Origin of the sequence: Paractinoplanes atraurantiacus (assembly GCF_900215205.1) — a bacterium.
Taxonomy (GTDB): Bacteria; Actinomycetota; Actinomycetes; order Mycobacteriales; family Micromonosporaceae; genus Actinoplanes; species Actinoplanes atraurantiacus.
Map to the genome: position 1 here is coordinate 1 of NZ_OBDY01000044.1, position 21,434 is coordinate 21,434.

General features: G+C 70.1%; 27 protein-coding genes. 9 read left to right on the plus strand and 18 right to left on the minus strand.

Annotation, left to right across the window (positions count from 1 at the left end; genetic code table 11):
- The 12 genes from CRP55_RS48210 to CRP55_RS48265 all read right to left on the minus strand — a co-directional run.
- On the minus strand, positions 1–402 hold a 402-nt coding region (locus CRP55_RS48210), incomplete at its 3' end, for a hypothetical protein (protein ID WP_218855136.1).
- A 5-nt stretch (positions 403–407) separates the two neighbouring features.
- On the minus strand, positions 408–875 hold the full coding sequence (locus CRP55_RS48215; RefSeq protein WP_143235457.1) for a hypothetical protein: 468 nt from the start codon (positions 873–875) through the stop codon (positions 408–410).
- Positions 876–899: 24 nt separating this feature from the next.
- Positions 900–1,127: a hypothetical protein gene (locus CRP55_RS48220; protein ID WP_097328838.1), complete on the minus strand. Its 228-nt coding sequence runs from the start codon at positions 1,125–1,127 to the stop codon at positions 900–902.
- Positions 1,128–1,321: 194 nt separating this feature from the next.
- Entirely contained in the window at positions 1,322–1,600 is a 279-nt protein-coding gene (locus CRP55_RS48225; RefSeq protein WP_143235459.1) for a hypothetical protein, read from the minus strand.
- 135 nt (positions 1,601–1,735) lie between these two features.
- Complete coding sequence (locus CRP55_RS48230) at positions 1,736–3,286, minus strand: coiled-coil domain-containing protein (protein ID WP_097328840.1); 1,551 nt, start codon at positions 3,284–3,286, stop codon at positions 1,736–1,738.
- Positions 3,283–3,591 carry a hypothetical protein gene (locus CRP55_RS48235; RefSeq protein ID WP_097328841.1) on the minus strand — a complete coding sequence of 103 codons (309 nt, stop codon included), beginning with the start codon at positions 3,589–3,591 and terminating at the stop codon, positions 3,283–3,285. The genes CRP55_RS48230 and CRP55_RS48235 overlap by 4 nt, the downstream gene beginning before the upstream one ends.
- Entirely contained in the window at positions 3,591–3,983 is a 393-nt protein-coding gene (locus CRP55_RS48240) for an RRQRL motif-containing zinc-binding protein (protein ID WP_097328842.1), read from the minus strand. Before CRP55_RS48240 ends, CRP55_RS48235 begins: the two co-directional genes overlap by 1 nt.
- Position 3,984: 1 nt before the next feature.
- The gene (locus CRP55_RS48245) at positions 3,985–4,260 is read right to left on the minus strand and encodes a hypothetical protein (RefSeq protein WP_097328843.1); all 276 of its coding nucleotides are present in this window, start codon (positions 4,258–4,260) and stop codon (positions 3,985–3,987) included.
- Positions 4,260–5,003, minus strand: coding sequence for a GGDEF domain-containing protein (locus tag CRP55_RS48250; protein ID WP_097328844.1), 744 nt, complete (start codon positions 5,001–5,003; stop codon positions 4,260–4,262). The genes CRP55_RS48245 and CRP55_RS48250 overlap by 1 nt, the downstream gene beginning before the upstream one ends.
- On the minus strand, positions 5,003–5,554 hold the full coding sequence (locus tag CRP55_RS48255; RefSeq protein ID WP_143235461.1) for an Lsr2 family DNA-binding protein: 552 nt from the start codon (positions 5,552–5,554) through the stop codon (positions 5,003–5,005). The genes CRP55_RS48250 and CRP55_RS48255 overlap by 1 nt, the downstream gene beginning before the upstream one ends.
- 5 nt (positions 5,555–5,559) lie before the next feature.
- Positions 5,560–5,967, minus strand: a complete 408-nt coding sequence (locus CRP55_RS48260; protein WP_097328846.1) for a hypothetical protein — start codon at positions 5,965–5,967, stop codon at positions 5,560–5,562.
- Positions 5,964–6,299 (minus strand): WhiB family transcriptional regulator, encoded by a 336-nt coding sequence (locus tag CRP55_RS48265; protein WP_143235463.1) that lies wholly within the window; start codon positions 6,297–6,299, stop codon positions 5,964–5,966. The genes CRP55_RS48260 and CRP55_RS48265 overlap by 4 nt, the downstream gene beginning before the upstream one ends.
- A 409-nt stretch (positions 6,300–6,708) precedes the next feature.
- Here CRP55_RS48265 and CRP55_RS48270 point away from each other — a divergent pair, with 409 nt between their 5' ends.
- From CRP55_RS48270 to CRP55_RS48280, 3 genes are all read left to right on the plus strand, one after another.
- A complete protein-coding gene (locus CRP55_RS48270) occupies positions 6,709–6,936 on the plus strand; it encodes a lipid A biosynthesis lauroyl acyltransferase (protein ID WP_097328848.1) in 228 nt (75 codons plus the stop codon).
- A 183-nt stretch (positions 6,937–7,119) separates the two neighbouring features.
- Positions 7,120–7,989, plus strand: coding sequence for a DUF5753 domain-containing protein (locus CRP55_RS48275; RefSeq protein WP_143235465.1), 870 nt, complete (start codon positions 7,120–7,122; stop codon positions 7,987–7,989).
- A gap of 3 nt (positions 7,990–7,992) precedes the next feature.
- Positions 7,993–8,553 (plus strand): DUF6879 family protein, encoded by a 561-nt coding sequence (locus CRP55_RS48280; RefSeq protein ID WP_097328850.1) that lies wholly within the window; start codon positions 7,993–7,995, stop codon positions 8,551–8,553.
- Between the two features lie 58 nt (positions 8,554–8,611).
- Here the strand turns inward: CRP55_RS48280 and CRP55_RS48285 are convergent, their stop codons facing one another.
- Positions 8,612–9,649 carry a helix-turn-helix domain-containing protein gene (locus CRP55_RS48285; RefSeq protein WP_143235467.1) on the minus strand — a complete coding sequence of 346 codons (1,038 nt, stop codon included), beginning with the start codon at positions 9,647–9,649 and terminating at the stop codon, positions 8,612–8,614.
- A 633-nt stretch (positions 9,650–10,282) separates the two neighbouring features.
- On the opposite strand from CRP55_RS48285, the gene CRP55_RS48290 reads away from it, so the two are divergent.
- The 5 genes from CRP55_RS48290 (at position 10,283) to CRP55_RS48310 (ending at position 16,503) form a co-directional block, all read left to right on the plus strand.
- Positions 10,283–12,739 (plus strand): hypothetical protein, encoded by a 2,457-nt coding sequence (locus CRP55_RS48290; RefSeq protein WP_097328852.1) that lies wholly within the window; start codon positions 10,283–10,285, stop codon positions 12,737–12,739.
- 222 nt (positions 12,740–12,961) lie between these two features.
- A complete protein-coding gene (locus CRP55_RS53715) occupies positions 12,962–13,693 on the plus strand; it encodes a hypothetical protein (RefSeq protein WP_097328853.1) in 732 nt (243 codons plus the stop codon).
- A gap of 35 nt (positions 13,694–13,728) precedes the next feature.
- The gene (locus CRP55_RS48300; RefSeq protein WP_097328854.1) at positions 13,729–14,253 is read left to right on the plus strand and encodes a hypothetical protein; all 525 of its coding nucleotides are present in this window, start codon (positions 13,729–13,731) and stop codon (positions 14,251–14,253) included.
- 451 nt (positions 14,254–14,704) lie between these two features.
- On the plus strand, positions 14,705–15,430 hold the full coding sequence (locus CRP55_RS48305; RefSeq protein ID WP_097328855.1) for a ParA family protein: 726 nt from the start codon (positions 14,705–14,707) through the stop codon (positions 15,428–15,430).
- Complete coding sequence (locus tag CRP55_RS48310) at positions 15,427–16,503, plus strand: ParB/RepB/Spo0J family partition protein (protein ID WP_097328856.1); 1,077 nt, start codon at positions 15,427–15,429, stop codon at positions 16,501–16,503. The genes CRP55_RS48305 and CRP55_RS48310 overlap by 4 nt, the downstream gene beginning before the upstream one ends.
- 600 nt (positions 16,504–17,103) lie before the next feature.
- On the opposite strand, the gene CRP55_RS48315 is transcribed toward CRP55_RS48310, so the two are convergent.
- Positions 17,104–18,486: a magnesium transporter MgtE N-terminal domain-containing protein gene (locus tag CRP55_RS48315; RefSeq protein WP_179855681.1), complete on the minus strand. Its 1,383-nt coding sequence runs from the start codon at positions 18,484–18,486 to the stop codon at positions 17,104–17,106.
- A gap of 348 nt (positions 18,487–18,834) precedes the next feature.
- On the opposite strand from CRP55_RS48315, the gene CRP55_RS52610 reads away from it, so the two are divergent.
- Positions 18,835–19,074 (plus strand): hypothetical protein, encoded by a 240-nt coding sequence (locus tag CRP55_RS52610; protein ID WP_143235469.1) that lies wholly within the window; start codon positions 18,835–18,837, stop codon positions 19,072–19,074.
- A 170-nt stretch (positions 19,075–19,244) separates the two neighbouring features.
- On the opposite strand, the gene CRP55_RS48320 is transcribed toward CRP55_RS52610, so the two are convergent.
- The 4 genes from CRP55_RS48320 to CRP55_RS48335 form a co-directional block, all read right to left on the minus strand.
- The gene (locus tag CRP55_RS48320) at positions 19,245–19,583 is read right to left on the minus strand and encodes a hypothetical protein (RefSeq protein WP_143235471.1); all 339 of its coding nucleotides are present in this window, start codon (positions 19,581–19,583) and stop codon (positions 19,245–19,247) included.
- Entirely contained in the window at positions 19,529–19,840 is a 312-nt protein-coding gene (locus CRP55_RS48325; RefSeq protein WP_143235473.1) for a hypothetical protein, read from the minus strand. Before CRP55_RS48325 ends, CRP55_RS48320 begins: the two co-directional genes overlap by 55 nt.
- Before the next feature lie 116 nt (positions 19,841–19,956).
- Positions 19,957–20,316, minus strand: coding sequence for a hypothetical protein (locus CRP55_RS48330; protein WP_143235475.1), 360 nt, complete (start codon positions 20,314–20,316; stop codon positions 19,957–19,959).
- The gene (locus CRP55_RS48335) at positions 20,313–21,341 is read right to left on the minus strand and encodes a helix-turn-helix domain-containing protein (protein ID WP_143235477.1); all 1,029 of its coding nucleotides are present in this window, start codon (positions 21,339–21,341) and stop codon (positions 20,313–20,315) included. Before CRP55_RS48335 ends, CRP55_RS48330 begins: the two co-directional genes overlap by 4 nt.
- Between the last annotated feature and the right edge of the window lie 93 nt (positions 21,342–21,434).

The following is a 21,434-nucleotide window of genomic DNA, read 5'->3' on the forward strand; positions in this document are numbered from 1 at the left end:
CGGCGTGCCCGGGGCAGGCGGCGTGCCCGGGGCAGGCGGCGCGCCCGGCGTGCCTGGAGCGGCTGGCTGGGCCGGGTCCGGCTGGGGGGCGGTGGCCAGCGTCGGGGCTTCACCGGCCTCGCCGCCAGCAGAGGGTGGGGTGTCCGGATCGCCGCGGCGCTCAGCGCGTTTGCGGCGATCGTCGCGGGCGTGCTGCAGGGCGTCGCTGATCCAGTCGCCGATGTAGTCGGTGAACCCGTAGCGCGTGGGAGGGGCGACGCCTGCGGCGCGGGCGGCGTCGATCTCGGCCATCCGCAGCTTCGCCTTGGGCGGCAGCTCACGGTTGGCGGCGTCGATGATCCCGGTGGCCGCGTTCTGGATCAGGTACGACAGGAACCCGATCACGAACATCACTTCGAGCATCGCGGTCAGCCCCCGATGCCGAGCTGGGACCAGGGCACCATCACGAACGCCATCGGCACGAGCAGCCCGAGCCACGGCGTGGACCGCTTCAGCGCGCCACCGCCGCCCTTACCGCCGACGTGAGTGGTGCCCTTGCTGCTGTTGAAGCCCTTACCGCCGGTGCCGCCCTTGCGGGGGTCGACCTGCAGCAGGAACACCAGGATCAGCACGGCGGGCAGCACCCACGGCAGGGCCGTGCAGACCCCGCGGATGACGTCCGCGGCGTCGGGGGAGGCGCTGAACATCGTGGACAGGGTGCGGCTGGCCCAGTTCGCGGCGGTGGTCAGCCAGTGATCGGCGAACCCGGCCAGCACCACGGCCAGGGCGGTGCCGGTGATGAAGGTGGCGAGGGTCTGCAGGCGTTTGGCGTTGGGGCGCATCCGCATCAGGACCAGGGCGATGGCGAACGCGAGGGTGGCGGTGGAGATGCTCACGGCGGGAATCATGGGGAAACCTCCTTAGAGGACGAGCCAGACGATCAAGGACAGGAACAGGGCCGCGGTCAGCCGGCCGGGCCGCTGCAGGATCAGCGCGATCACGTACAGCACGAGGCAGACCGGGATGGCCACCACCGTGTGGTAGACCCGCCCGGCGCCGCGGATGAAGCCGCGGGTGTCGCGGCACCAGGCGCCGTCGCGGGCGTAGCGGACGAGCTCGGCCGGGCTGGCCGGGGCCTCGCTCCACACCGACGGGACGTCACCGACAGCGACCGCCCATCCCCGCTTGGCAACCGCACTCGCACCGGTTAGCCTCACGCGCGCATAGGCGCGCAGGCGCGCCTCGCCGCGCGTTGCGGGCTCACGCGCGGGTACGTCGTCCCGCACTGCGGTTGCGGGTGCGGTATCACCGACCGTGACCGCCGCCGGGCCGGTCGTGGCGCTCACCGGGGCCTCGTCCGGGCGGCCGCCACGCGGGCTTCCTCCCGGTAGGCCTGCTCCACCGCGGCGTTCAGCGTCTCGATCGCCAGCGCCGCGATCTGTTCCGCGGCCGGGCCCGGCAGGTCCGCCAGCGCGGCGCGGAGATGGTCGGCGACTGCCCCGATCCGGGCGCTCGGCGTGGTGGCCTCGGCCAGCCGCACCGCCATCCGGGCCCGCCGGCGCTGCTGACGCACCTCGTACTGCGCCGGTTGCGCCGCTTTCACGCTGCGATGCCCCGCCACCGGGCACTCCTTCCTGCTGATCGGTGACCTGTGTGGGCGCAACCGCACCCGCGCCGGCCTGCGAACGTGCGGGTGCGGTTGCCCACGCCCCGCCGGCCTGCTGCTCGACGTACGGCATCTGCTGCTCCGGGGTCATCAGCCGGCCCTCCCGCCGGTCAGGGCGAGGACCTGCCCGGCGAGCTCGCCGGCGATTTCCGCCGGGATCGCGCGCAGGACCTTGCGGATGGTCCGATCGGAAATGCCGGTGATCTTGGCCAGTTCGGCCTGAGACGCGTTCGGGTTTTCCGCCCAGGCGATCAGCACGGTGGCCACCGTTTCCGGGGCGACCGTGTCGACGCTGACCGGCAGGTTTTCCGCCAGACCGGCCGGAACCAGGGCCGCGGATTTCCGCACCGGTGCCCGGCTGATTTCCGGCTGGCGCTCCACCGCGGTTTCCGCTTTCTCGGTGGCCCGGGCCAGCTGCCGGCGGACCCGCTCCAGCTCGGTCAGGGCCGCGTCGCGGCCCTTCTCCAACTCGATGATCTTGAGGTCGGCGAGGACCTTGGCGGTGCCCTGCCGCTCACCGGCGGTCCGGGCCTCGTCGAGCTGGGCCTGCACCCGGCGGAGCTGTTCGGTCAGTTCACCGACCGTGGCCTCAGCCGTCGAGGCCTGGCCGGCGGCCTTGGCCAGTTCCTGCCGCAGCTGGTGTTCGGCCTGTTCAGCACGGCTGGACACCTGCCGCATGTGCTCCTGGGCCTGCTGCTCGGCGGCCACCTGGGCGGCCGCCGCCCGCTCGGCGCTGTCGCGGGCCTCGGCCAGCCGGCCCTGCGCGAGCCCGGCCGCCTGGGTCTGCTCGCCGGCGTGCCGGCGCGCCTCGTCCCGCTCGGCGACCGCCTCCTGGACGGCCGTCTTCAGCTGCTCGATTTCCGCTCGGGCCTGCCGCAGGATTTCCGCTTGCTTTCCGGCCTCGGTTTCCGCCCGGGTGGCCGTTTCCGTCACCCGGGTTTCCGCCTCGGCCCGCGCCTGGATTTCCGCTCCGGCCCGGGCGGCTTCCGCCTCGGCTCGGGCCTGTGTTTCCGCCAGTTCCTGAGCCAGCCGGGCGATTTCCGCCTGAAGATCGGCCAGCGCCTGCTGGCCCTTCGGGACGGCCTGCTGGGCGGTGGCGAGCTCCGCGTCGAGTTCGGCGACGATTTCCGCCAGGGTCCGCTGGAGCGCGGCGCCGGCCTCGGCGACGACGATCAGCAGGACCGGCCCGCACGAGTGGATCCCCACCCCGACCCAATCGCGGGCCAGGGCCGGCTCGGCGACGTTTAGGCCCCACGACATGAGCGCGGTGACCCAGCGCAGCACGTTGACCCAGCCGGACTTACGGCCGTACTCGGCCAGCACCGGCGCCGCCCACAGGGCGACGCACAGGCCGAGGTCGACCATCAGGCTGAGCAGCGGCGCGATCTGCCACGGCACGTGATGCTCGACGAGCAGCATCGTCACGTTGACCGTGCCGTAGATCATCACGCCGGCGGCCACACCCCAGGTGGCCCGGTTGATGTTGTCGCTCTTGGCCTTGGCCTGCTCGACCCTCTTGCGCAGCTGTTCCGCCCGCACCGGGCTCGGCGCCGGCGACGCCGGCGGGGGTTTGCGGCCCGGCTGGGGCCCGCCGGGCGACACCGTGGTGCCGCCCGGCCGGGCGATTGTGGACGTCGTCACCGGTCACCACCGGAAACCGCGGTGAGCTCCGACGCCTCGTCCGGGCGGACCGGCGTGCCCAGGCCGGGTAGGCCCAGCTCGGCCAGCTCCGCCTCGGACAGCGCCCGGGCGGTGTTGTGCCGGTAGCGGCGCCAGTCCGCCAGCCGCCCGCCGATGCCGTACAGCAGCAGCCCGGCCGCGCCGGCCGCGGGCACCGCGGCTACCGCGAGCAGGGCCGGCTCGTCGAGCTGCGACAGCGGCACCGCGATCGAGGTGGCCACGGCCGCGCACCCGGCGGCCGCGCTGGTCAGCGTGATGGCGCGCATCAGCGGCCTCCCGTGGTGGTGTTGGCCTGGTCCCAGCACTGCCAGCAGCGGCGGCCGGTCAGCTCGGGCGGGATGTAGCCCAGGTCGCGGCGGCCGCACGGGCCCTGGCAGACCTGCCGCGAGCGGGCCGCGGTGTGCACCGCGGCGCGTTTCGCGTCGGTGAACGGACGCCGCGGGGCGGCCAGATCGATGCGGTACAGGTAGGCCACCAGCGGCGGCCGGCGCCGGCGCGGGCGCAGCAGCTGCGCCGCCGGGTCCTGCCCGTTCTTACGCAACCCCAGCTGCGCGAGCTGCCGGCGGGTCGCCATCCCCTGCGGGGCGCCTTGCCACGGGTAGGTGGGCAGGCCGTGGATCTGACCGGCCGGGTCCAACGTGATCACCGTGGTCGTCATGTCAGGCCACCGCCTGCACCACGCGCGGCCGGCGCCGGGCCGGACGCTCGGCGGGCACCGGCAGCAGCGACTTCGCGTACGCCAGGACCTTGGCCTCGATCTCCGCCTCGACGCACACCTTGTGATCGGGCTGGCCCAGGTCGTTACGCAGGTTCGTCGGCTGTCCGCAGTGCTTGCACGGCAGCTCACGGCGGGCGTCGTAGTGGCCGCTGGCGGACCAGTCCAGCGCGATCTGGACCTTCACGTAACCGGTCGGCGCCGGCGTCTGTCCGGTCATCACTCGGCCCGCCTCGGGGCGGCGGCCAGCTCGGCGTGCCCGCGCTGCATGTCCCGCGAGCGGATCGCCGGCCGGTCGAGGACCTCGTCCAGCTCGTACTCGAGGTCCTGCTCGGCGACCTTCCCGCCACCGGCGAGTTTCGCCTGATACATCAGGTGATCCGCGGTCGCGAGCAGCCGGCGCGGGTCGTCGCCCGGCAGCGCATGCACCAGGCCCACCGATGCCGACACCCACAGGTCGTCGTCGCCGGGCAGCGGCTCGGCGGCCGCCAGGACCAGATGCGGGCCCATTGCCCGGGAGTCCTGCACCGACGCCGACGAGGCGACCACGACCAGCTCGTCACCGCCGAGCCGGGCCACCATCCCGCCGACCGCGGTCATGACGACGCTGAGCCGGGCGACGATGTCGACCAGCAGCTTGTCCCCGGCGGCGTGCCCGAGACGGTCGTTGACCTGCTTGAAGTTGTCCAGATCGAGCAACGCCACCATAAAATCGGCGTTGCCGGCCGAGCGGCGTTCCAGCTCCGACATCAGCCCGGACCGGTTCGCGGCCCCGGTCAGCGCGTCGGTGCGCAGCCGGACCTCCGCCCGGTGCAGCTGGGCCTGCAAGCGGCGCAGCCGCGACGAGGCCGCGGCGTTGCCGGCCTCCATCCGGCGCAGGCGGCCCTGCAGCCGCACCGCGGCCGCAGCGTACCCGGCGGCCGCCGCGCCGGCGGCGGTGAGCAGCACAGACTGGCGGGCCATCACAGGATCCCCCCGGTCGCGTCCTGCCACTGCTGGACCAGATCGTTGGGCACCCGGCCGTACGCGCTGACCTCGATGTTGTTGGTCTTCGCCCACGCCCGCACCGCCCGGGCCACGTCCCGTGACGTCGTCGACGACGCCGTAGAGCTGCCCGCAGTGCCGCGCGGCGTCGAGTGCCGCAGCGTCTTCAGCTGCGCTTCCGCCGCGGACAGCTCGTCGCGCAGCTTCAGCACCCGGGCCTCGACCTGCCGGGCCTCAGCCTCGGCCTTGACCAGCCCGTCCAGCTCGATGATCTGCTCCCGGACCCGAGCCGCCTTCGTCCGCAGCTTCTGCTGCAGGCTGGCTTCCGCGGCCGCCAGCACCGCCTCGATCGACGTGCTCTCCGGCTGCCCGGCCGCCGGCCCGTTCTCCGGCTGGGTGACCTTCTCCGGCTGGCTGGGCGCCGGCCGAGGAGCGGAAACCGCCGCCGGGGCCAGAACCCGGACCCCACCGGTAAGCGGGCGGCCCTTGGCGGCCGCGACCAGGGCGGCGCGTTCGGTGGTCACCGTCATCGTGATCACCGCCCCGCCGTCGCCGGGGCGAACGCGGCCAGCAGCAGCTCGGCCCGCCAGTGCTCGGCGGCCGCGCGCAGCGCGAAGCAGACCGCGCCGACGTTGCGCCGGAACGCCCACCCGCGCATCGCCTCGTACTGGACCTCCCGGGACGCGCCGCGCAGGTCGTGCAGGTCGGCCAGGTAGGCGACCAGCAGGTCGATCGCCTCACCCGCGAGCTGGTGAGCCGTACCGGCGTCACAGCCGTCCCGCAGCTGCAACGCCGCCTTGTACACCGCGACGTGCACGTTCGACGCCGTGGTCTGTCCCTTGTCGACGACGCTGGGCAGCAGGACCGCCGACCGGTGCAGCAGCTCCGGGCCGGTCAACGGCCGCGGCGCGGCAGCCGGCCGGGCGAGCAGGGTTGCCGTCATCGCGCGCCACCCCCAGCCTCAACCAGGGCCTGCTCGTCCTCGCGCTGCGCGCGGCGGACGTCGAGCATCCGCAGCCGCTGGTGCCCCGGCGTCGCACCGAAGATCCCGACCACGTGCTGGCGCGGCAGCTCCGCCTCGAGCTGGAGCGTCATCTCCAGGCACTCGGCGATGACCGGGCAGCCCGCGCAGGCCTTCCCCGCCTGAGCCTCCAGGTCCTCCGGCACCTCGGTGCCGGGGAACCAGGGGTCACCGCCGTCCGGCTCGAACACGTAGCTACGGCACTTGCCGAACTCATAGACGAGCCCGGCGAGCTCACGAACTTGCCGGGCCATCTCTTCCTGGGTTGCGCCCTCCCGGGGAGGGGCGGATACGCTGCTCAGTGGCACTTGTTTCTCCCTTGCAATCGGGTTGAGTTGGTGCCGAACCGGGCCTCGACGGGTGCTTCCGTCGAGGCCCTCTGCGTGTGTTTGAGGCACGCAGAACTAGGCCGCGTCTTCTGAGGTGGAGAAGTCAATGGCGAGGAGCCAGCGGGCCTGTCTTCACCATGCGCTTGATCCCGATGGCGGTCAAGAAATATCTAGAAATATCTTGCTACCATGATCGGGCCAGGTCCCCGGACCGCTCAACACAGCAGCCCTGGCCGACAGATCCGTCGGCCAGGGCTGTTGTGTGATCTCATGGTCTAGTGGGACTCTGGGCTAGGAATCTCTCGCAATCACGCAGCGACCGAAGGACGGCGCCATGCACGATCTCGAGCTCCAGTTTCTCTGGAAAGATGTCAACTCCGGCGGCAACGGCTGCCCAGCGCTCATCCAGGCGCCTGGCGGCTACTACGTCCAAGGCCGCGCGGTCGTTGGCGACGAGCGCACCGCAGTCCAAGCAGTCTCCGACGCCAACCAGGCCGGTCTCGCCGAGGGCGAGGATGTCATCTTCGTGCCGGCCAATGTCCTCGACAGGCTTCGCGACTAGCCCACAAGAGGATCGGATCGACTGCCCGGGGAAGCCAACACGGAGCCCCGGGCGCAGTCATATGCGTTTCCGACCTGCCGCGCGGGGAAAGGCGGGACGGCTCCTGTGGTCAATACTCACCAGCACACCAATGAACGCGTGTTCGGCGGGACCTGGCAAACCGCCTAACAGAGGAGTGCACGCGTGGAAGACCCGAAGCTGAAAAGGTGGCTGCTCGAACCTGGTGGTCTTGTGGAGCGGCTCCGCCAGATGCAGGGCACGACTAAAGGCGTCGTCTTCGCCGAACGCGCTGGCATGATGCCGTCGAAACTGTCGAAGCTCCGTCTCGGACAGCAGATGCCAACCGATGAGGACATACGTTCCTGGGTACGTGCAGCTGGTGCTGATTCGGAGATCGAGCAGGAACTCTTGGCGATGCTCGCCGAGGGGCATGCGACGAACTTTGCTAGGTCACTCCATCAGGGACAGGAAGCACACCAGCACACCTACAACGAGCTGGTAGAACAGTCCGACGTTGTCAGGATGATCGAGCGTTCCTTCGTGCCGAGTCTTATGCAAACACGCGACTATGCGACTGCGGTGCTGACCGCGTCGGCCAAGCTGCACAAGACTTCGGTCGACGATATTGAGGCAGCTGTTTCGGCCAGAATGCAGCGAAAGAAGTTCTTGTACGACTCGAAATATCGGTTCGAGCTAGTAGTCGACGAAACTGTGCTTACCCGGCGCATCGCTCCACCAGAGGTGATGTATGCGCAGTGTGACCGGATCCTCGATTTCATGGATCTGCCGAACCTCAGGATCGGCATTCTTCCCGTCTACGGCAACTATCACGACGTGGTTCGAAACAGTTTCGAGTTGTATGGCCGTATCGGCGTGATTGAGAACTACTACGACGACGACGTTATGGGAGACGACGAGTGGGTCGCCCATGTCGACGCCATGACAGAGATTTGGCAGGACGCCGTCGAAGGCGATGAGGCACGCAAGATCATCCGTAGTGCAATGAGTCACCATGCTCAGGGCATGAAGGCCCGCAAAGGAAAGGATCGCTAAGTCATGCGACGTGTTCTCACTGACGGAGGTCCTGGCACCGAGTTTTGGGAGGCATTCGAGACTTTTCAGCTCTCGGCGTGGCGGTGGGAGCAGCAGCCGGTCTACGAGATCACCGATGAACACGCCAGCATCGAGGCTTTCTTGGCAGGACGTCCTTCTGACCCGATGAAGGATCCTTACCTCTCTCCGTGGATGCACCAGGTAGCTGAGCAGACAGCAGCAGGCAAACCCATCGGTCGCGTCCGGGTGCTCGAAGAGCCTCCCACCGACTACCAGCGCTGGGAACTCTGGCTCGACGCATGGAATACCGCTGCGGGCGAAAAGATCCAATACCTGACTCGGACACAGGCGCGAGGGCTCGCGGAGCGAGCTCCGTTCGGAGACACCGACTGGTGGCTATTTGACAGCGCTCGCGTGGTGATCATGCATTTCGACTCGGATGGCCGGCGCATCAAGGTCGAGCTGACAGACGATCCTGAGGATGTTGCCGCTGCATCCGCGTTTCAGCGGGATGCAATGACTCTTGCCGACAAGAACCACCAGAACACGATTCAGGCAGCTTGAAGCAGTCAGGCTGGCGCGGCTCATCGCCGAGCGAGGGGCGCTGGTCTTTCCTGAACGATCACGCTGCTACTGCTAGCGCGCGTCGCAACCGACTGGAGTACGCGTCCTTGGTCATCCCGCATTGGGCGGCCAGCTCGGACAGCGACGCCTCTGGGTGCGCGACTCGCGTTTCGAGTACCCGGCGGAAGTCTGGCTGGTCGCATAACCGTAGCGCCGCTTGCGCTGCGACGACCGTTCGTGCCGCAGCCGTCCCTTGTCGGCGCAGATTTGCGTTGACCACAACCGGGTTCATACGGGGGGGTGCTCTCGACTCCTGCTCTTGGGCACGTTCGAGCCATCCCTTCGGGAGGCTGGCCATCAGCTGCTGCTGGCCCGAGGTGAGCTGTCCGTCTACGAGCGCACGCTGCTGGGCGAGCAGCCACCGGCGAGCTCGACGTGCGATCGTACGGCCCTTCAGCGCCGCCTGTGCCGAGGTGAACGACTGATGCCAGACCGCTGGCGGCGTAGACGCAATGATGTCCAGTACTTCGGTTACCAGGGCCGGGGGAACGCTGATGGGGGCTTTTCCCCGGGCGTAGATGTCGGCGAACCGGACCAGGTCTCGACGTTCCGACGGCAACGGCAAACGGCCAGCCTGGGCCACGAACCCGCGCAGTTCCTCTGCAAGGTGCCGATGTGCGGGGAGATCAGCTCGCCGCCGCTGGCGGGGCGTGGTTGCCAGCGATCGCCAGTCCGCCGGGAGCGCGGCGTCAATCGCCGCGCGCTGCCCCGTGTTGTATCGGCCTGCGGCGTATCCCACCGCCAGCTGACGTGCGCGGCGCAACGACGTCGGGGTGCCGATAGCGGCGGCAGCCAGCTCGGCGGTGACTGCCTGCACCTTCGCCCACAGGTGAGCGCTGAGAGCCGTCTCGTACACCGCCCGAGCCTCTCTGCGGAACTCGTCCGGGACCTGGGCGTAGCCCACCCCGATGATGTTTTCGATCCAGTTCGCCAAGGGGTGCGGCTCAGCCGGCCGATGTCCGTTCTCCGCTATCAACTCGGCGTAGCGGGTCAGACGGCTGCGATGTTCCTCAAGAGTCATCGGCGCGGTTGGCACATGTCGCAGGGTAGTTGCGGCGCGCGGCGGATTCCGGTCTGCCACGCGGGAGGGAACGGCCTACCAGAGACAACCGATGACAACTTGGCAACTGGGCACTGCGGATGGTTGATTGATCCCTGACCTATGTGGATCAGGCCTCAGATGAGGATTGAGTGGTCTCGCCGACAGCGTGTCTGCGAGGGCTCGCACCCCTCAGGCCTTATGCTCCGCGAGGACCCAATGTGACCTTGGAGGAACCGCGCCACACGCGCGCATACAACTAAAAAAGCCGCCTCAGACCCCAAACGTCTTGTTTGGCCGCAAGTTTTAGTGCGGGGTCCAAGGCGGCAGCTACCAACCGGAGGTAACGATAACACCTGCCCCCGGCGGGTGCCTTTTTTTGCCCTCTGAACGCTGTCGGCGTGTCGGTGCTATAAGGCACGCCCTCGTTCGGGCTGGGCTGACGTGCCCGCCGTTCTCCATCGCCGTGGGGGTTAGGCATTACCTAACCCCAGCGGATCTGCCCTCGCTTGGCGGGGGATCCATGCCCGGTTCCGTCGCATGCGCGCCGTCGGTGTTCATGCCGTTGAGCTGGGTTTTTGTACGCGTCGCGGGCGCTGTTGCGCTTGGTGCTGGCGTGGGAGTGTCGTGGTGAGCGGCCTGCCGGCGCCGGTGTCCGGGCCGGGTCTGCGGCCGGGCTGGTGCTATCTGTGTCATCAGGCCGGGCGCGGGTTCGTGCCGGTGGCCGATCCGGTGGCCGGCCGGGTGTGTCGTGATCATCTGCGGTTGCTGGCGCCGCGGCCGGTGCTGCCGGGGCAGATGACGTTGGTCGACGTGGCCGCGGTGCCGCCGGCGTTGCGGGCCCGGTACGTCACGGGCGAGCAGGAGCTGTGCTCGGCCTGCGTGACGGCCGGGGTGCCGCATCCGCGGCTGGGTGTGAGCCAGCGCAGCCCGGGCGAGACGGCCCCGTTGTGCCTGACCTGCTGGCGGGCGCGTACGGACCGGGCCCGCCGCCGCGGCCGCCGGCGGGGCCTGACGGCGGAACAGTCGGGCTGGGTGGCGGATCTGCGGGCGCGGCTGGCGTGCGAGGTGTGCGGCCGGGTCGACGGCGCCGGTGACTGCTGGCGCTGCGGTGAGCAGGTCACCTATCTGGCGGCCGCCCGGGCGGTACACGCGCAGGACCTGGCGCAGCTGGCCGCCGCCCGCGAACGCGTCGACGAACACGCGGCCGGGCACGCGCTGGCGCTCGAGCGGGTGGGCCGGGCGCAGCGGCGCCTGCAGGAGGCGATCGTCTGGCGCGAGCGGGTGCAGCGGGTGGTGGCCGCGTTGCCGCGGCTGACCCGGTCGGGCTCGCGGGGCCGGTTGCAGGTGGCGCGCGGGGAGACGGGCTGGGCGCGGGCCTGGTGGCTGCTCACCGACTATCTCGCCCGCGACGCCGCCGACCGGCAGAAGCGGGGCCTGTCGGCGCGGGGCCGGCCCCCGCAGATCCCGCTGGTGGTGGGGGTGATGGCGATCGCGGCGAGCTACGAGTCGGGCCGCCGGTCGATGCGCGGGCAGGACTGGACGACGGTGTTCGCCGGGGTGTCCCCGCGGACGGTGACCAACGGGTGGGCCCGGGCGGTGGAGCTGGGCTGTGCCGAGCTGGTCGAGCCGGGCCGGATCCTGACCGTGGAGGAACGTCGTGAGCTCGGCCGGCACCGCCAGCGTGCCGTCTACGACTTCGCCCAGCTGCACCGCTCCCCCGTCGCCGACGTCCAGCCGTACCTGGGGCCGGCGGCTGAGGTGCTGGCCCGGCTGCTGGGCCGGGCGATGCGCGTGGTCGACGAGTACCAGGGCGCCGTCGAGGAGGCGATCGCGGCGGTCGCCGCGGTGGAGGCCGAGCTGCTCGACGCCCAGGCGTGGCTGGCCGAGCAGGACCGCGACGAGCTGGCACTGCAGGCCGAAGTGGACCCGGCCGGCTGGGCCGAGCAGGCCGGGCGGGCCGCCAGGGCGGCGCTGCAGGCCCGCGCCCGTGCCACCCGGGCCGCGGCACCCCCGGCCGATTTCCGGGCGCGTGCGGACGCCCTGTGGGCTGCCCGCACCGCCCGGCAGGCCGCGACGGACGCGACGGACCGCACGCTCGAGCAGGCCCGGCGGATGGACATTTTTTGCCACCAGCCCCGTAGGGGTCTAGGTAGGACTCTTTCTTCCGGTCAGTGGTGGGGTCTGGCTAGGAAATCGTCGCGCGTCACCGTAGCCGGTGGAAGGCGGCCTGACGGCCGGGGCGAAGAGCAACGTCGCGGCGCTTCGCGCCCATCACCGACGAGGGGCGGTCGTCACCTGGTCTCACCTTCCCAGTCTCCTAGGACGCCCACCGGGCGGTATCCGGCATCACCACGGCGTAGCGGCGGTTCAGCGGCCCCTCAATGGGCGAAAGAGTTGGTGGCGGGGATCGCGCGACGGTGGGAGTGCGTGTCGCGGTTCCTGGGCGACGCCGACGACGGCCGGCGGGCAACGCGGCTGGTGGCCCGCGAGCGCGGGCTGCGCCGGCACCAGCTGGCCGTGACCCTGGCCGCCCAGCTCAGCCCGGACTGGGCCGGGCACGCCGAGCAGCTCGTCCAGCTGGTCGAGCGGTACGCCGGCGTGCACTCCATCATCGCCGCCGGCGACGCGCACAGCCCGCTGGCCTACATCAAGCGCATGCTGCACCGGGCGCTGACCAACCCGGCGGCGGTCGTGCCGTGGCATTCCCCCGTTCGGCTGGCCTACGAACGTGACGTTCTGGCCGAGCAGTTGAACGCCGCGGCCATGAGGTCGGCGGAGCTGCGGGCCGAGCTTGGCGGGCAGGAGGCCGCGGCCGCCGCTGATCGTGGCGGCGACCGGACCGGTCTGGCGGCCGCGCGGGCCGCCGCCGCGGCTGCGGCCAGGCGTCAGGCGCCGAGCCGGCGTTCTGTCCTGGCGGGGCCGCAGGATGCGGATCGGTTGGCCGGCGCCCGGGCCGAGCTCGACGCGCGGGCCCGGGCGGGCCGACCGCGTCCACAGCAGCTCGACGAGGCCGCATGGACCGAACCTGTTGCCCAGCCCGGCGCCGGCCTGCCGGCCGGGTGGCAGGCCGGAGACGGTCGGTGAGTCGCCGTCCGCAGCGGTGGCCCGAAGTCGGTGCGGTGCAGGAGGCTCGGCGGTCCCCGGTTGGTTACCCTTTTCGGAGCCGGCGGTTGAGTTTGCTGGTCAGCAGCAAGGTTCGACAGGAGTAACGCTATGTATCCCGGCCAGCACGGTTATGACGACGGCACGGTAGCCGTCCCTAAGCCCGACGCCTGTGCCACCTGCTGGGCACGCACCGTGCCGGATATGTGGCATCTTGCCCGTACGCCGAGGGGCCCGTTCTGGCAATGCCAGCGCTGCGGCGCCCTGTCTGACGCCGGTGCTTTCGAGTTCGACCCGCGGCAAGCGCCGTCCGGGCATGACGAGGCCACCGCGGCGATCCGCGTCCTGCAGCGCATGATCATCGGGCTGCGGCACTCCCAGGACGGGATCGTCGACCCCGAGGACCTCTACGAGGTGCTGCGCCCTTACTTCAACGGCGGCTGGTGCGTACGCGACGTGATCCACGCCCTCAACCAGCTACCCAACGGCAGCCCTCACCCCGACAGCGGCTGGACCGACCGGCTGCCGCGCAAACAACTGCTCTACCGCGTCCGGCGCCGGCTCCGCGAATGGCGCTGGGCCGACCGCGACCAGGACGACGACATCATGCCCGGCGGCTGGAGCGAGATGCGCCGCGCCATGGGCGTCGCCGCGCAACGCCAGGAGAGCCACGCGCAGGCCCGCGCGGCGACCTGGGACGCCCAACGCACCGCGGCCCGGCAAGCCCCGCCCGACTCCCCCGCCCGTGCCGCCGCGCGTGCCGCCGCCCGTGCCGCCGCCAGTCGCAGCCGGCAGACTCGTGCCGCCGGGGAACGCTACGAGCTTTCCGTCACCGCCCAAACCGCGGCCCAGGCCCGCTCAGCCGCCCACGCAATGCTCGACAAGCTCGACCGGTTCGCCGCCGGTGAACGCTTCCGCGACGACGAGGACGACTAGGCCACGTCCTCCGCCTATCGCGTACATTCGCGGGCGTGAGCGCGCAAGAATCCCTGCCCGACCGGATCGCCGACCGTGCCAGCCGCATCGCCGACACCCGCGCCCCAGGCCTCAACGACTTCGTACGCTCGGTTGTGCTGGCCGCGTTTGGCTGTACCGGCCCGCACGACAACGCTCCCGCCACCCGCCACGCCTGTCCCGTTCACGGGAGCCCGCGGCGTCGGCCGGCCGCGACGACCGACGTGCTGCCCAGCCAGGCAGTGTCTTGGGAAAACGATCCCTACGACGGCTACACCGACTCCGAACGGCGTGAAGGCGTACAGGAGGCCCTGCGCGCCGCCGCCGAGTTCGGCCGCTCCTTCCGCGGCGAGCTCGCCGCCACCGTGCGCCGCGGCGAAAACGCCCGCGAACACCTGCTCGACTCGATCCAGCACGCCGAACTCGCCGGCGGCCTGACCGCAGACGAGATGCAGCTGGCCCGCAACGCCCTGGCCGCGCAGGCCTACGCCTTGCAGCTGCTCTACGCCGCGAGTAATCACGTCGGCGATCAGCCGGACTGACCTCGGCTGCACCCGCGTTTCGGCTGGCCTGGGAGGTGTCATCGCTGACCACGGTCGCTGCGAGCGCGACCAGGCCGCCGCCGGCGAAGCCCACGCCGTCGCCTAACGCGACGCTGCGCTCACCCGGGCCATCACCGCCGAATCGCCCGGACCCAACTGTCCGAAGCGCTGCAGCGCGCCGCCCGAGCCGAAGCCGTCGTCGAGCAACTCCGCGCCGACAGTCCTGAGCGCCGCTCCCTTGTCGCGTTGCGCTCTCGCGCACGTTCGGCCTGGTAGTGATAGGTAGCAAATATTCGGCCGAACTGGCTGAGCGAGAGGGCGGGCTACCCCGTGTGTCGGGTGCCCACTCCCCCGTGGTGCTCATGGGACCATCGGGTCGAGCGTTTACGCGGTAAACGCTCGACCAGTACCGGTGCCGGCCCCTGTCGGCCCCGCGAATCGAGGGAGCACCATGCCCGTACGCGTCCTGTTGATCATGAACGAGAAGGGCGGAGTGGGTAAAACCACCACCGCCGTCGGCTTGGCCGCCGTTGCCGCCACCGCGCTTGCCGGCCGCCACAAGATCAGCCAGCCGGCGAAGCTGCCCGTCCTGCTCATCTCCGCCGACCCGCAGATGAGCGCCTACGTCTGGGTGAAGCGGTCCGAAGAGCAGTCCGGCAACCGCCACTTCGACTATCTGCAGGTCAGCGACGCCGACGAGCTGGAGAAGGTCATCACCGGCGAAGAAGGCCGAGACCGGCGAACGATCATCATCGACAGCGCCGGAACCATGGGCTTCGGTGCCGGCGACATCCTCAGCCGGGCGCTGGACCTGTGCACGGACGTCCTCGTACCCCTGTCTCCCGAAGGGCTCAGTTTGGAGCCGACCGCCCGCACGGTCCTCGCCGTGATCGACCGGGGCCGCCCGTTCCGGCTCTGCCTGACGATCTTCGACCCGCGTGACGGCGCCGAAAGCCCCGATCTGCGGGAGGTCGCCGCCTGGGTGACGCAGCAGGGCTGGCCCCTGTGCTCGACGGTCGTACGCAAATACAAGATCATTGCGCGGAGCCCGATCGTAGGGCTGACCCACGTCGACCTGCCGACCAACCGAATCTCGATGCAGGCACGGCAAGACATGGAGCACCTGGGGCTCGAGCTCAACATCACCGGCCCGTACGTGGCGGAGATTCCGGCGTGACCACCCGGCCCCGTAAGCCTGGGATCAACCTCGGCAACGCGTTCGCCGCGGCGGGGAACTCGATCGTCAAGACGGCCGAGGCCTCCATGCCGAGCTACGCCCAGCACGTCGCGGACACCAAGGAGATCGCACCGAACCCGCTGAACGCCCGCAAGATCAACCCGAAGTCCGCCGACATTCAGCAGCTGGCAAAGTCGTTGAAGAAGGACGGCCAGCTCCAAGGAATCCCCGTAGTACCGCGTGCCGACTTCCTGTCGTGGGAGGGCTTCGACAAGTACGCCGCGGTGATCGGGGCCGCCCGTTACGTCGTGATCGGCGGCGGCCGCCGCCGGGCGGCCGCTGAGGTCGCCGGCCTGGCCCGCATGGACATCTCAATCAAGCCAGGCATGACGCGCGAGACCTTCCTGCGCCTGACAATCGTGGAGAACATCGAACGCCTCGACCTCACCCCGCTGGAGGAAGCACACCAGATCAAGACGCTGCGGGACGCTACCGGCGACTCGTATGCCGAGATCGGGGAACTGCTCAACGGGCGGACGAAGGGCTGGGTCGGGCAGCGGCTCGACTTGCTCAACCTCTCCGAGCGGCTGCAAGCCGAGCTGGCGAGTGACGCCCCGGGCAGCATGACCGTCACGCAAGCCCGGGAACTGCTCAAAGCGATCCGCCGCGAGGTCGGGGACGAGGACGACGCCAGCGTCTCAGCGGGCCGCCAATGGGAGCTCTGGGAGGCGCTGCGTGACGCAGAGCGTTTACCGCGTAAACGTGACGACGAAGCCAAGGAGCGTTTACCGCGTAAACAAGACGCGGACCTGTCACCGGCCGTTGCCGCCAACCGGCCGGGCGCACAGGTGGCCAACGGCGAAACGCGGCGCGGCGCCGCAGCAGCAGCCGGGTCGGCGACCGGCGGGCCAGCGGCCGTACCCTCTCAGCCCGCTGGCCGCGACCATGGCGGGCAGGGAGGAGCCGTTCTCCTTCGAGTCGATGTTCCCGCCGCCGACATCGTCCACGTACTGCGGGACAGGATGCCACCTGCGAAGTGGGCGGAGTTCGTGGCCGAGGTCAACGCCTCATAACCGTTCCTGAGACAGCGGGCGGTAGTGCCACGCCAGCTTGGCCGCAAGCGATGAAGCGGGCTCTCCCCGGGAAGGGAGAGCCCGCTTCGTGCGAGGGGTCAGTGTGCCGTCGAGCCGAGGCGTTGGACGTCATCCCGGGTTCGAGGCACCCGGCGATCGCGTGCTCCGAGGCCCTAGGAAGCAGGGGCGGCAATACCGGATGACCTGAGCCGCAACCGCGTCGTCGACCTGCTCACCGCCGACACAAGACGTTCTGCACGTGGCTGACCTGACCGCCGCCGCGCCGACGCCATGGGCGCCACCGTGCACCGCTGAGGCGAGCGTTTACCGCGTAAACGACAGCTCGCGGCGGCGCGCCCGCGTTTACCACGCAACGGTGGGGCCGGGACCGGGTCGCCACATTCTGGAGCTGCGACTCCAGATCACCCCGTCGCGCCAACGCTCGCAACCGTGGCGGGAGGGATCAGAGCGTTTACCGCGTAAACGGCGTGCCGCCCCGATCGGCCGCCACGGCCGGACGGACAGGCCGACGGCGACGGTGGGCTTCACGTCCGAGAGGCGGTAGTCGAGGGGACAGCCGTCGCCCTGGAGGAGAAAGGCTCAGTCTCTCGGTGTCGTGAGGTTGAGCGGTGGCGGGGATTCAGGCGCGGCCATTTCAGCGAGAGTGGGCGGTTCGCCCTGGGCTACGCCGGCGTGCAGCCGCCGAAGCCAGAGCTGGTAGCTGCGCCTCTGCGTGTGCCAGCGGATCTCGACCGCTCGCTCGGCCCGGGTGTGCTGGAGCACCGGCTCGCGGCGATCGGCCGGCACCCAGGCCAGCAGCCGGGCCGCGGTCGGTAGCGGCAGGTGGGCCAGTATCGCGCCGACGGTCCGCAACGGCAGGAGGCCGAGCAGCACGGCGGCCTGTTCGCCGGTCATCTGCATCAGCCGGGCGGTGGCTTGCTCGGCGGGCATCGCGGAGAGCAGTTTCGCGGCCCGGGGCGGGTGCAGGGCGTTGAGCAGGCCGGCGGCGAGGTCGGCTGACAGAACGGTCAGCGCTCGGGCGGCCGTGGTGGTGGGTGCGGTCGCGAGGAAGGTGATGGTCTCGGGCAGGCTGACGCTGAACAGGATCTCGGCGAACACCGCCTCGGGCAGCGGTGACCCGGTCAGCAGGGCCATGCGCTGGGGGGCCGGCATGCCGTGCACGATCTGCCGTGCGAGGTCGAAGTTCAGATGGGCCAGGCGCTGGCCGAGGGCGTCGGTGGGCATGGTGAGCAGCGCGGCCGTGGCGTTGTCCGGGCGCATCAGGCTTAGGTAGCCGGCGGCGTCGGCGACCGGTCGTAGCGCCAGCAGCCGGGCCACGGCCATCGGACTCATCTCATTGAGACAGGCCGCGACGTGGTCGGGCTGCAGGCGGCTGAGATGTCCGGTGGCGATGACCGGGTCCATGGTGGCGAGCACGTTGGCCACCAGGCCGGGGTGCAGTTGGCCGAGGAAGACGGCCACCGACTCCGGGTGGCGGGTGCTCAACTGTTCAGCGGCCCGTTCGACGCCGACCCCGCCGAGTTCCTGCAGCAGCTGCTCGGGCGTCACCGGCTCCTCATCGGCGGCCGAGGACCCGCGGACGGTCAAGGCGTCACCGTCGTCGGCCGGCGACGGGCGGGGGAGCGGGGCGGTCGCGTGGACCTTTCGGCGTTTCTGGCCGGCGGCCCGGTTGCGGGCCTGGGTCCACCAGGACAGTTGTTCTGGCGGCACCCCGCAGGCCTTGGCGACCCGGTAGACCACCTCGACGCGGGGCAGGACCCGCCCCGATTCGGCGTTACCGAGGGTCGTGTGGGGCAGTCCGGTCAGCACGGCCAGCTCGCGCAGCGTCAGCGGGTTGTCGGTCGGTGCGGGGCGCGAGGCGGCCAGCCGGAGCCGGTGCAGCTGTTCGCCCAGATCGGCGACCGTGGTGACCAGGCGCGGGTCCGGCAGGACCACCGGTGCAGGGGAGAGGGCGGCGTCCATCGACCCATGTTGTCGCACCGTGTCGCACCCTGTCCCATGTGTCCCCCGATCCGGTGAAAACGCGAAACGTACAAGCGGTCCGCTGCGATCTTCCACGCTCAGCGAGATAGTCAGGGGCATTCATGTCCACCGTGGGGTCGCACCCCGGCCGCAGGCGACGGCTCCACTGAGGACATGACGGCGCGGCGTTCGCCGCGCCGGACGCCGAGGCGGAAGGAGGTGAGGCGACAGGCGATTCCGCGGCTCCTCGATCAGGACGGTTCCGGTGCGTGGTGGCCCGGAGGTGGTGCAGCCCGCCCGGGCGGCTGTAGCCGCTGTCCATCGAGTGAGAGGAGAGCGGAATCCACCGTGTGCACGTCAACGGATGATCCGTGCGGATCATGTCGGCCCGGCCCCGCCGGCCGGCCCCGCCGGATCTGGAGAAGACTCCGCACAGCGCCCGGAACGCTGACGCAGGCGATCACCTGGATCACCCAGGCGGCCGCGTTGTACCAGGCGGTCCGGAAGCACGAAACGCTCATCACCGAGGCGGTGATGAGCGTTTACGCGGAGATGGGCGACATGGTCGACCGGGTGCTGAACCTCTGACCATGCCCGCCTGAAGGAGCGGGTCCGTTGCAGCGGGCCCGCTCCGCTGCGTACTTATCGAGTGCAACGACTCGCTGGCCCCGACGTTACCGTGCCGGTTGCCTGATCGGGGCAGCCCGTCACCCGTCTCGCGCTCAAGGGCCCGGCCTACGGCCGCAGGCGCGTGCCGGTCAGAACGGCGCTTCGGTGACGTACTCCCCGGCCGGCGGGGCCAGGCGCAGCAGCGTTTCGGCGATGGAGGCGCCGTCGGCCTCGGCGACGGTACGGCCGCGATGGTCGATCGCGGTGACCTGGAAGCGCTCGCCGACGGGTTCCTCCACGACGCCGTACTCGCCGGCCCGGCCGGGCCGGCCCAGCTCGACGGTGATCTCGAGGCGATGGCCGGCGCGCAGCAGATCCTCCGCGGCGAGCCGCTCGGCGGGTTCCGGTCGGCCGAGCAGGTCGAGCGGGTTGATCAGCGCGGCGACCTGCCGCCGGTGCCGGGTGAGCAGCTGGGCGCTGTCGAACACCGCGCGCACCAGGTGTCCGAGCTTGGGCGCGCGGTGGACACCGACCACACCGGCAGTGCGGGGGAGAGGGCGGCGATCTCGCTTACCGGCACCAGCGCGGCCCACTCCCACCGCTCTCTGGTGATCAGCACGATCTCGCTGGCGAACGCCGCGCTCACCAGCTCCGACCAGCGCGCGCGGGCGTCCTCCACATCCACCGGCGGCCCGTAGCGGTCGACGAGCTCGCGGAAGACCGGCGAGACGGCGCTCATATCCATCCGAAGAACGTAAGGTGCCGTACAAATATTTTACACGGCGACTTACGTTTTGTTCCCTCGTCATCGGTGGGCGAGCGTGCCAGCAGCCGCTCCCTCCCGCAGCCGGCGCGTTCGCCTCATGGTGAGCGCGCCGGCGAGCACGCTGGCCTCTGCTCGCTTGTGGGCGTTGAACGCGGTGGGGCTACGACGGCGGCGTCGTGCTCGGGCGAGGCCAGGATGGCTCGACGCGGGCGTGTCTTCTTCGTAGGTACCGCGGTACGGCGGCGTTCCAGGTACGCGAAGACCTTGTCCCAGAACTCCACCTTGTCGTGCGATTCCTGGGGGATAACGGTCTGGACGAGGCCCAGGATGAGAGTGCACAGCAGACCGATGATGGCGATCGTCACCACCGCTCCCCATGGCGCACCGGCCAGCTGTGAGATGCCGCCGACCACGCTAGTGACCACGGACCCGCCGACGAGCGTGGGCGCTTTCATGCCGCGTCCTGACTGTTCGAGGGGTGGATCGGGTGGAGTTGGCTTGAGGCGCGGAGTCCGCTGGACCGAGGGGTCCTTGTTGAGCGGACGGGTGTGCGTCCGTGCTCGGGGCGGATTGGTTCGGCGACGCGTTTGCGGAAGTGCGCCAGGCGGCTGTTGACCGCCTTCACGCTGAGGCCGAGCTCGTCGGCGATCTGCACCTGGGTCAGGTCCTGGGCGAGAAGCCCGAGGATGAGCTTGGTGGTGGGCGTGGCCACGTTGATGAGCCGCTTGAGGTCGACGCGGATGCCGGCTACGGCCGCGGGGTCGGCCAGGTCGCGGGCGATGACCCCGCCGATGCTTTCGAAGTTGATGTCGTAGTGGCTGGCGACCAGGTCGAGCTTGCCCTTTCGGGTCTTGGACCACTTCTCGTACGCCCGCGGATAGACCAGGGCGCAGGCACCGATGAAGTAGGTGCGCAGGGAGGCCCCGCGCAGGGACGGCTTCCACTCGTGTTTACCGGGGGTGATGGCCTTCTTCCGAAAGACCTCGATCGCCTTGGCGATGATGTCCAGCGCCAGTTCGGTTCGCTCGTCGGAGGAGTGCGCCAATACGACCATGTCCTCGGCGCGCATGGTGAAGCCGCGTTCGGGGACGTAGCGCTGCAGCAGCCGACCCATGTGGTTCTTCTTTAGGAACGCCTTGACCACCGGCAACGCGTATAGCCACAGGTCGTCGAAGAGCTGGTGGTATGCGAAGCCCTCCCACGTGACAACGACGTCCTGGCCGTCGACGTCGACGACACGCTGGGGGCGCTCCTGCGTCATCTCGTAGCGGACCTGCTCGATCAGGCGGTGATCGGCGAGCCGGGATTCCGCACGCTCACGTTCGGGCGTCGACTCACGCTCGACGTCGCCGGAAACTTGCTCCAGCAAGTCGCCGATGGTGTCGACGGCCCGGGTGTTGGCGTCGAATAGACTGACTTCTGCAGGGGAATCAGAAAGATCCGCCCTGCCCTTCGGTTCCGCGCTGTCATACGAGGGCATGTCCCTCGCCTATGCGTTTCATGCGCTGAAAACCCCCAACCGATCGTCTGTGACGTATGCCACAACTCGGCCTCGGGCGTCATGAGGGCGCCT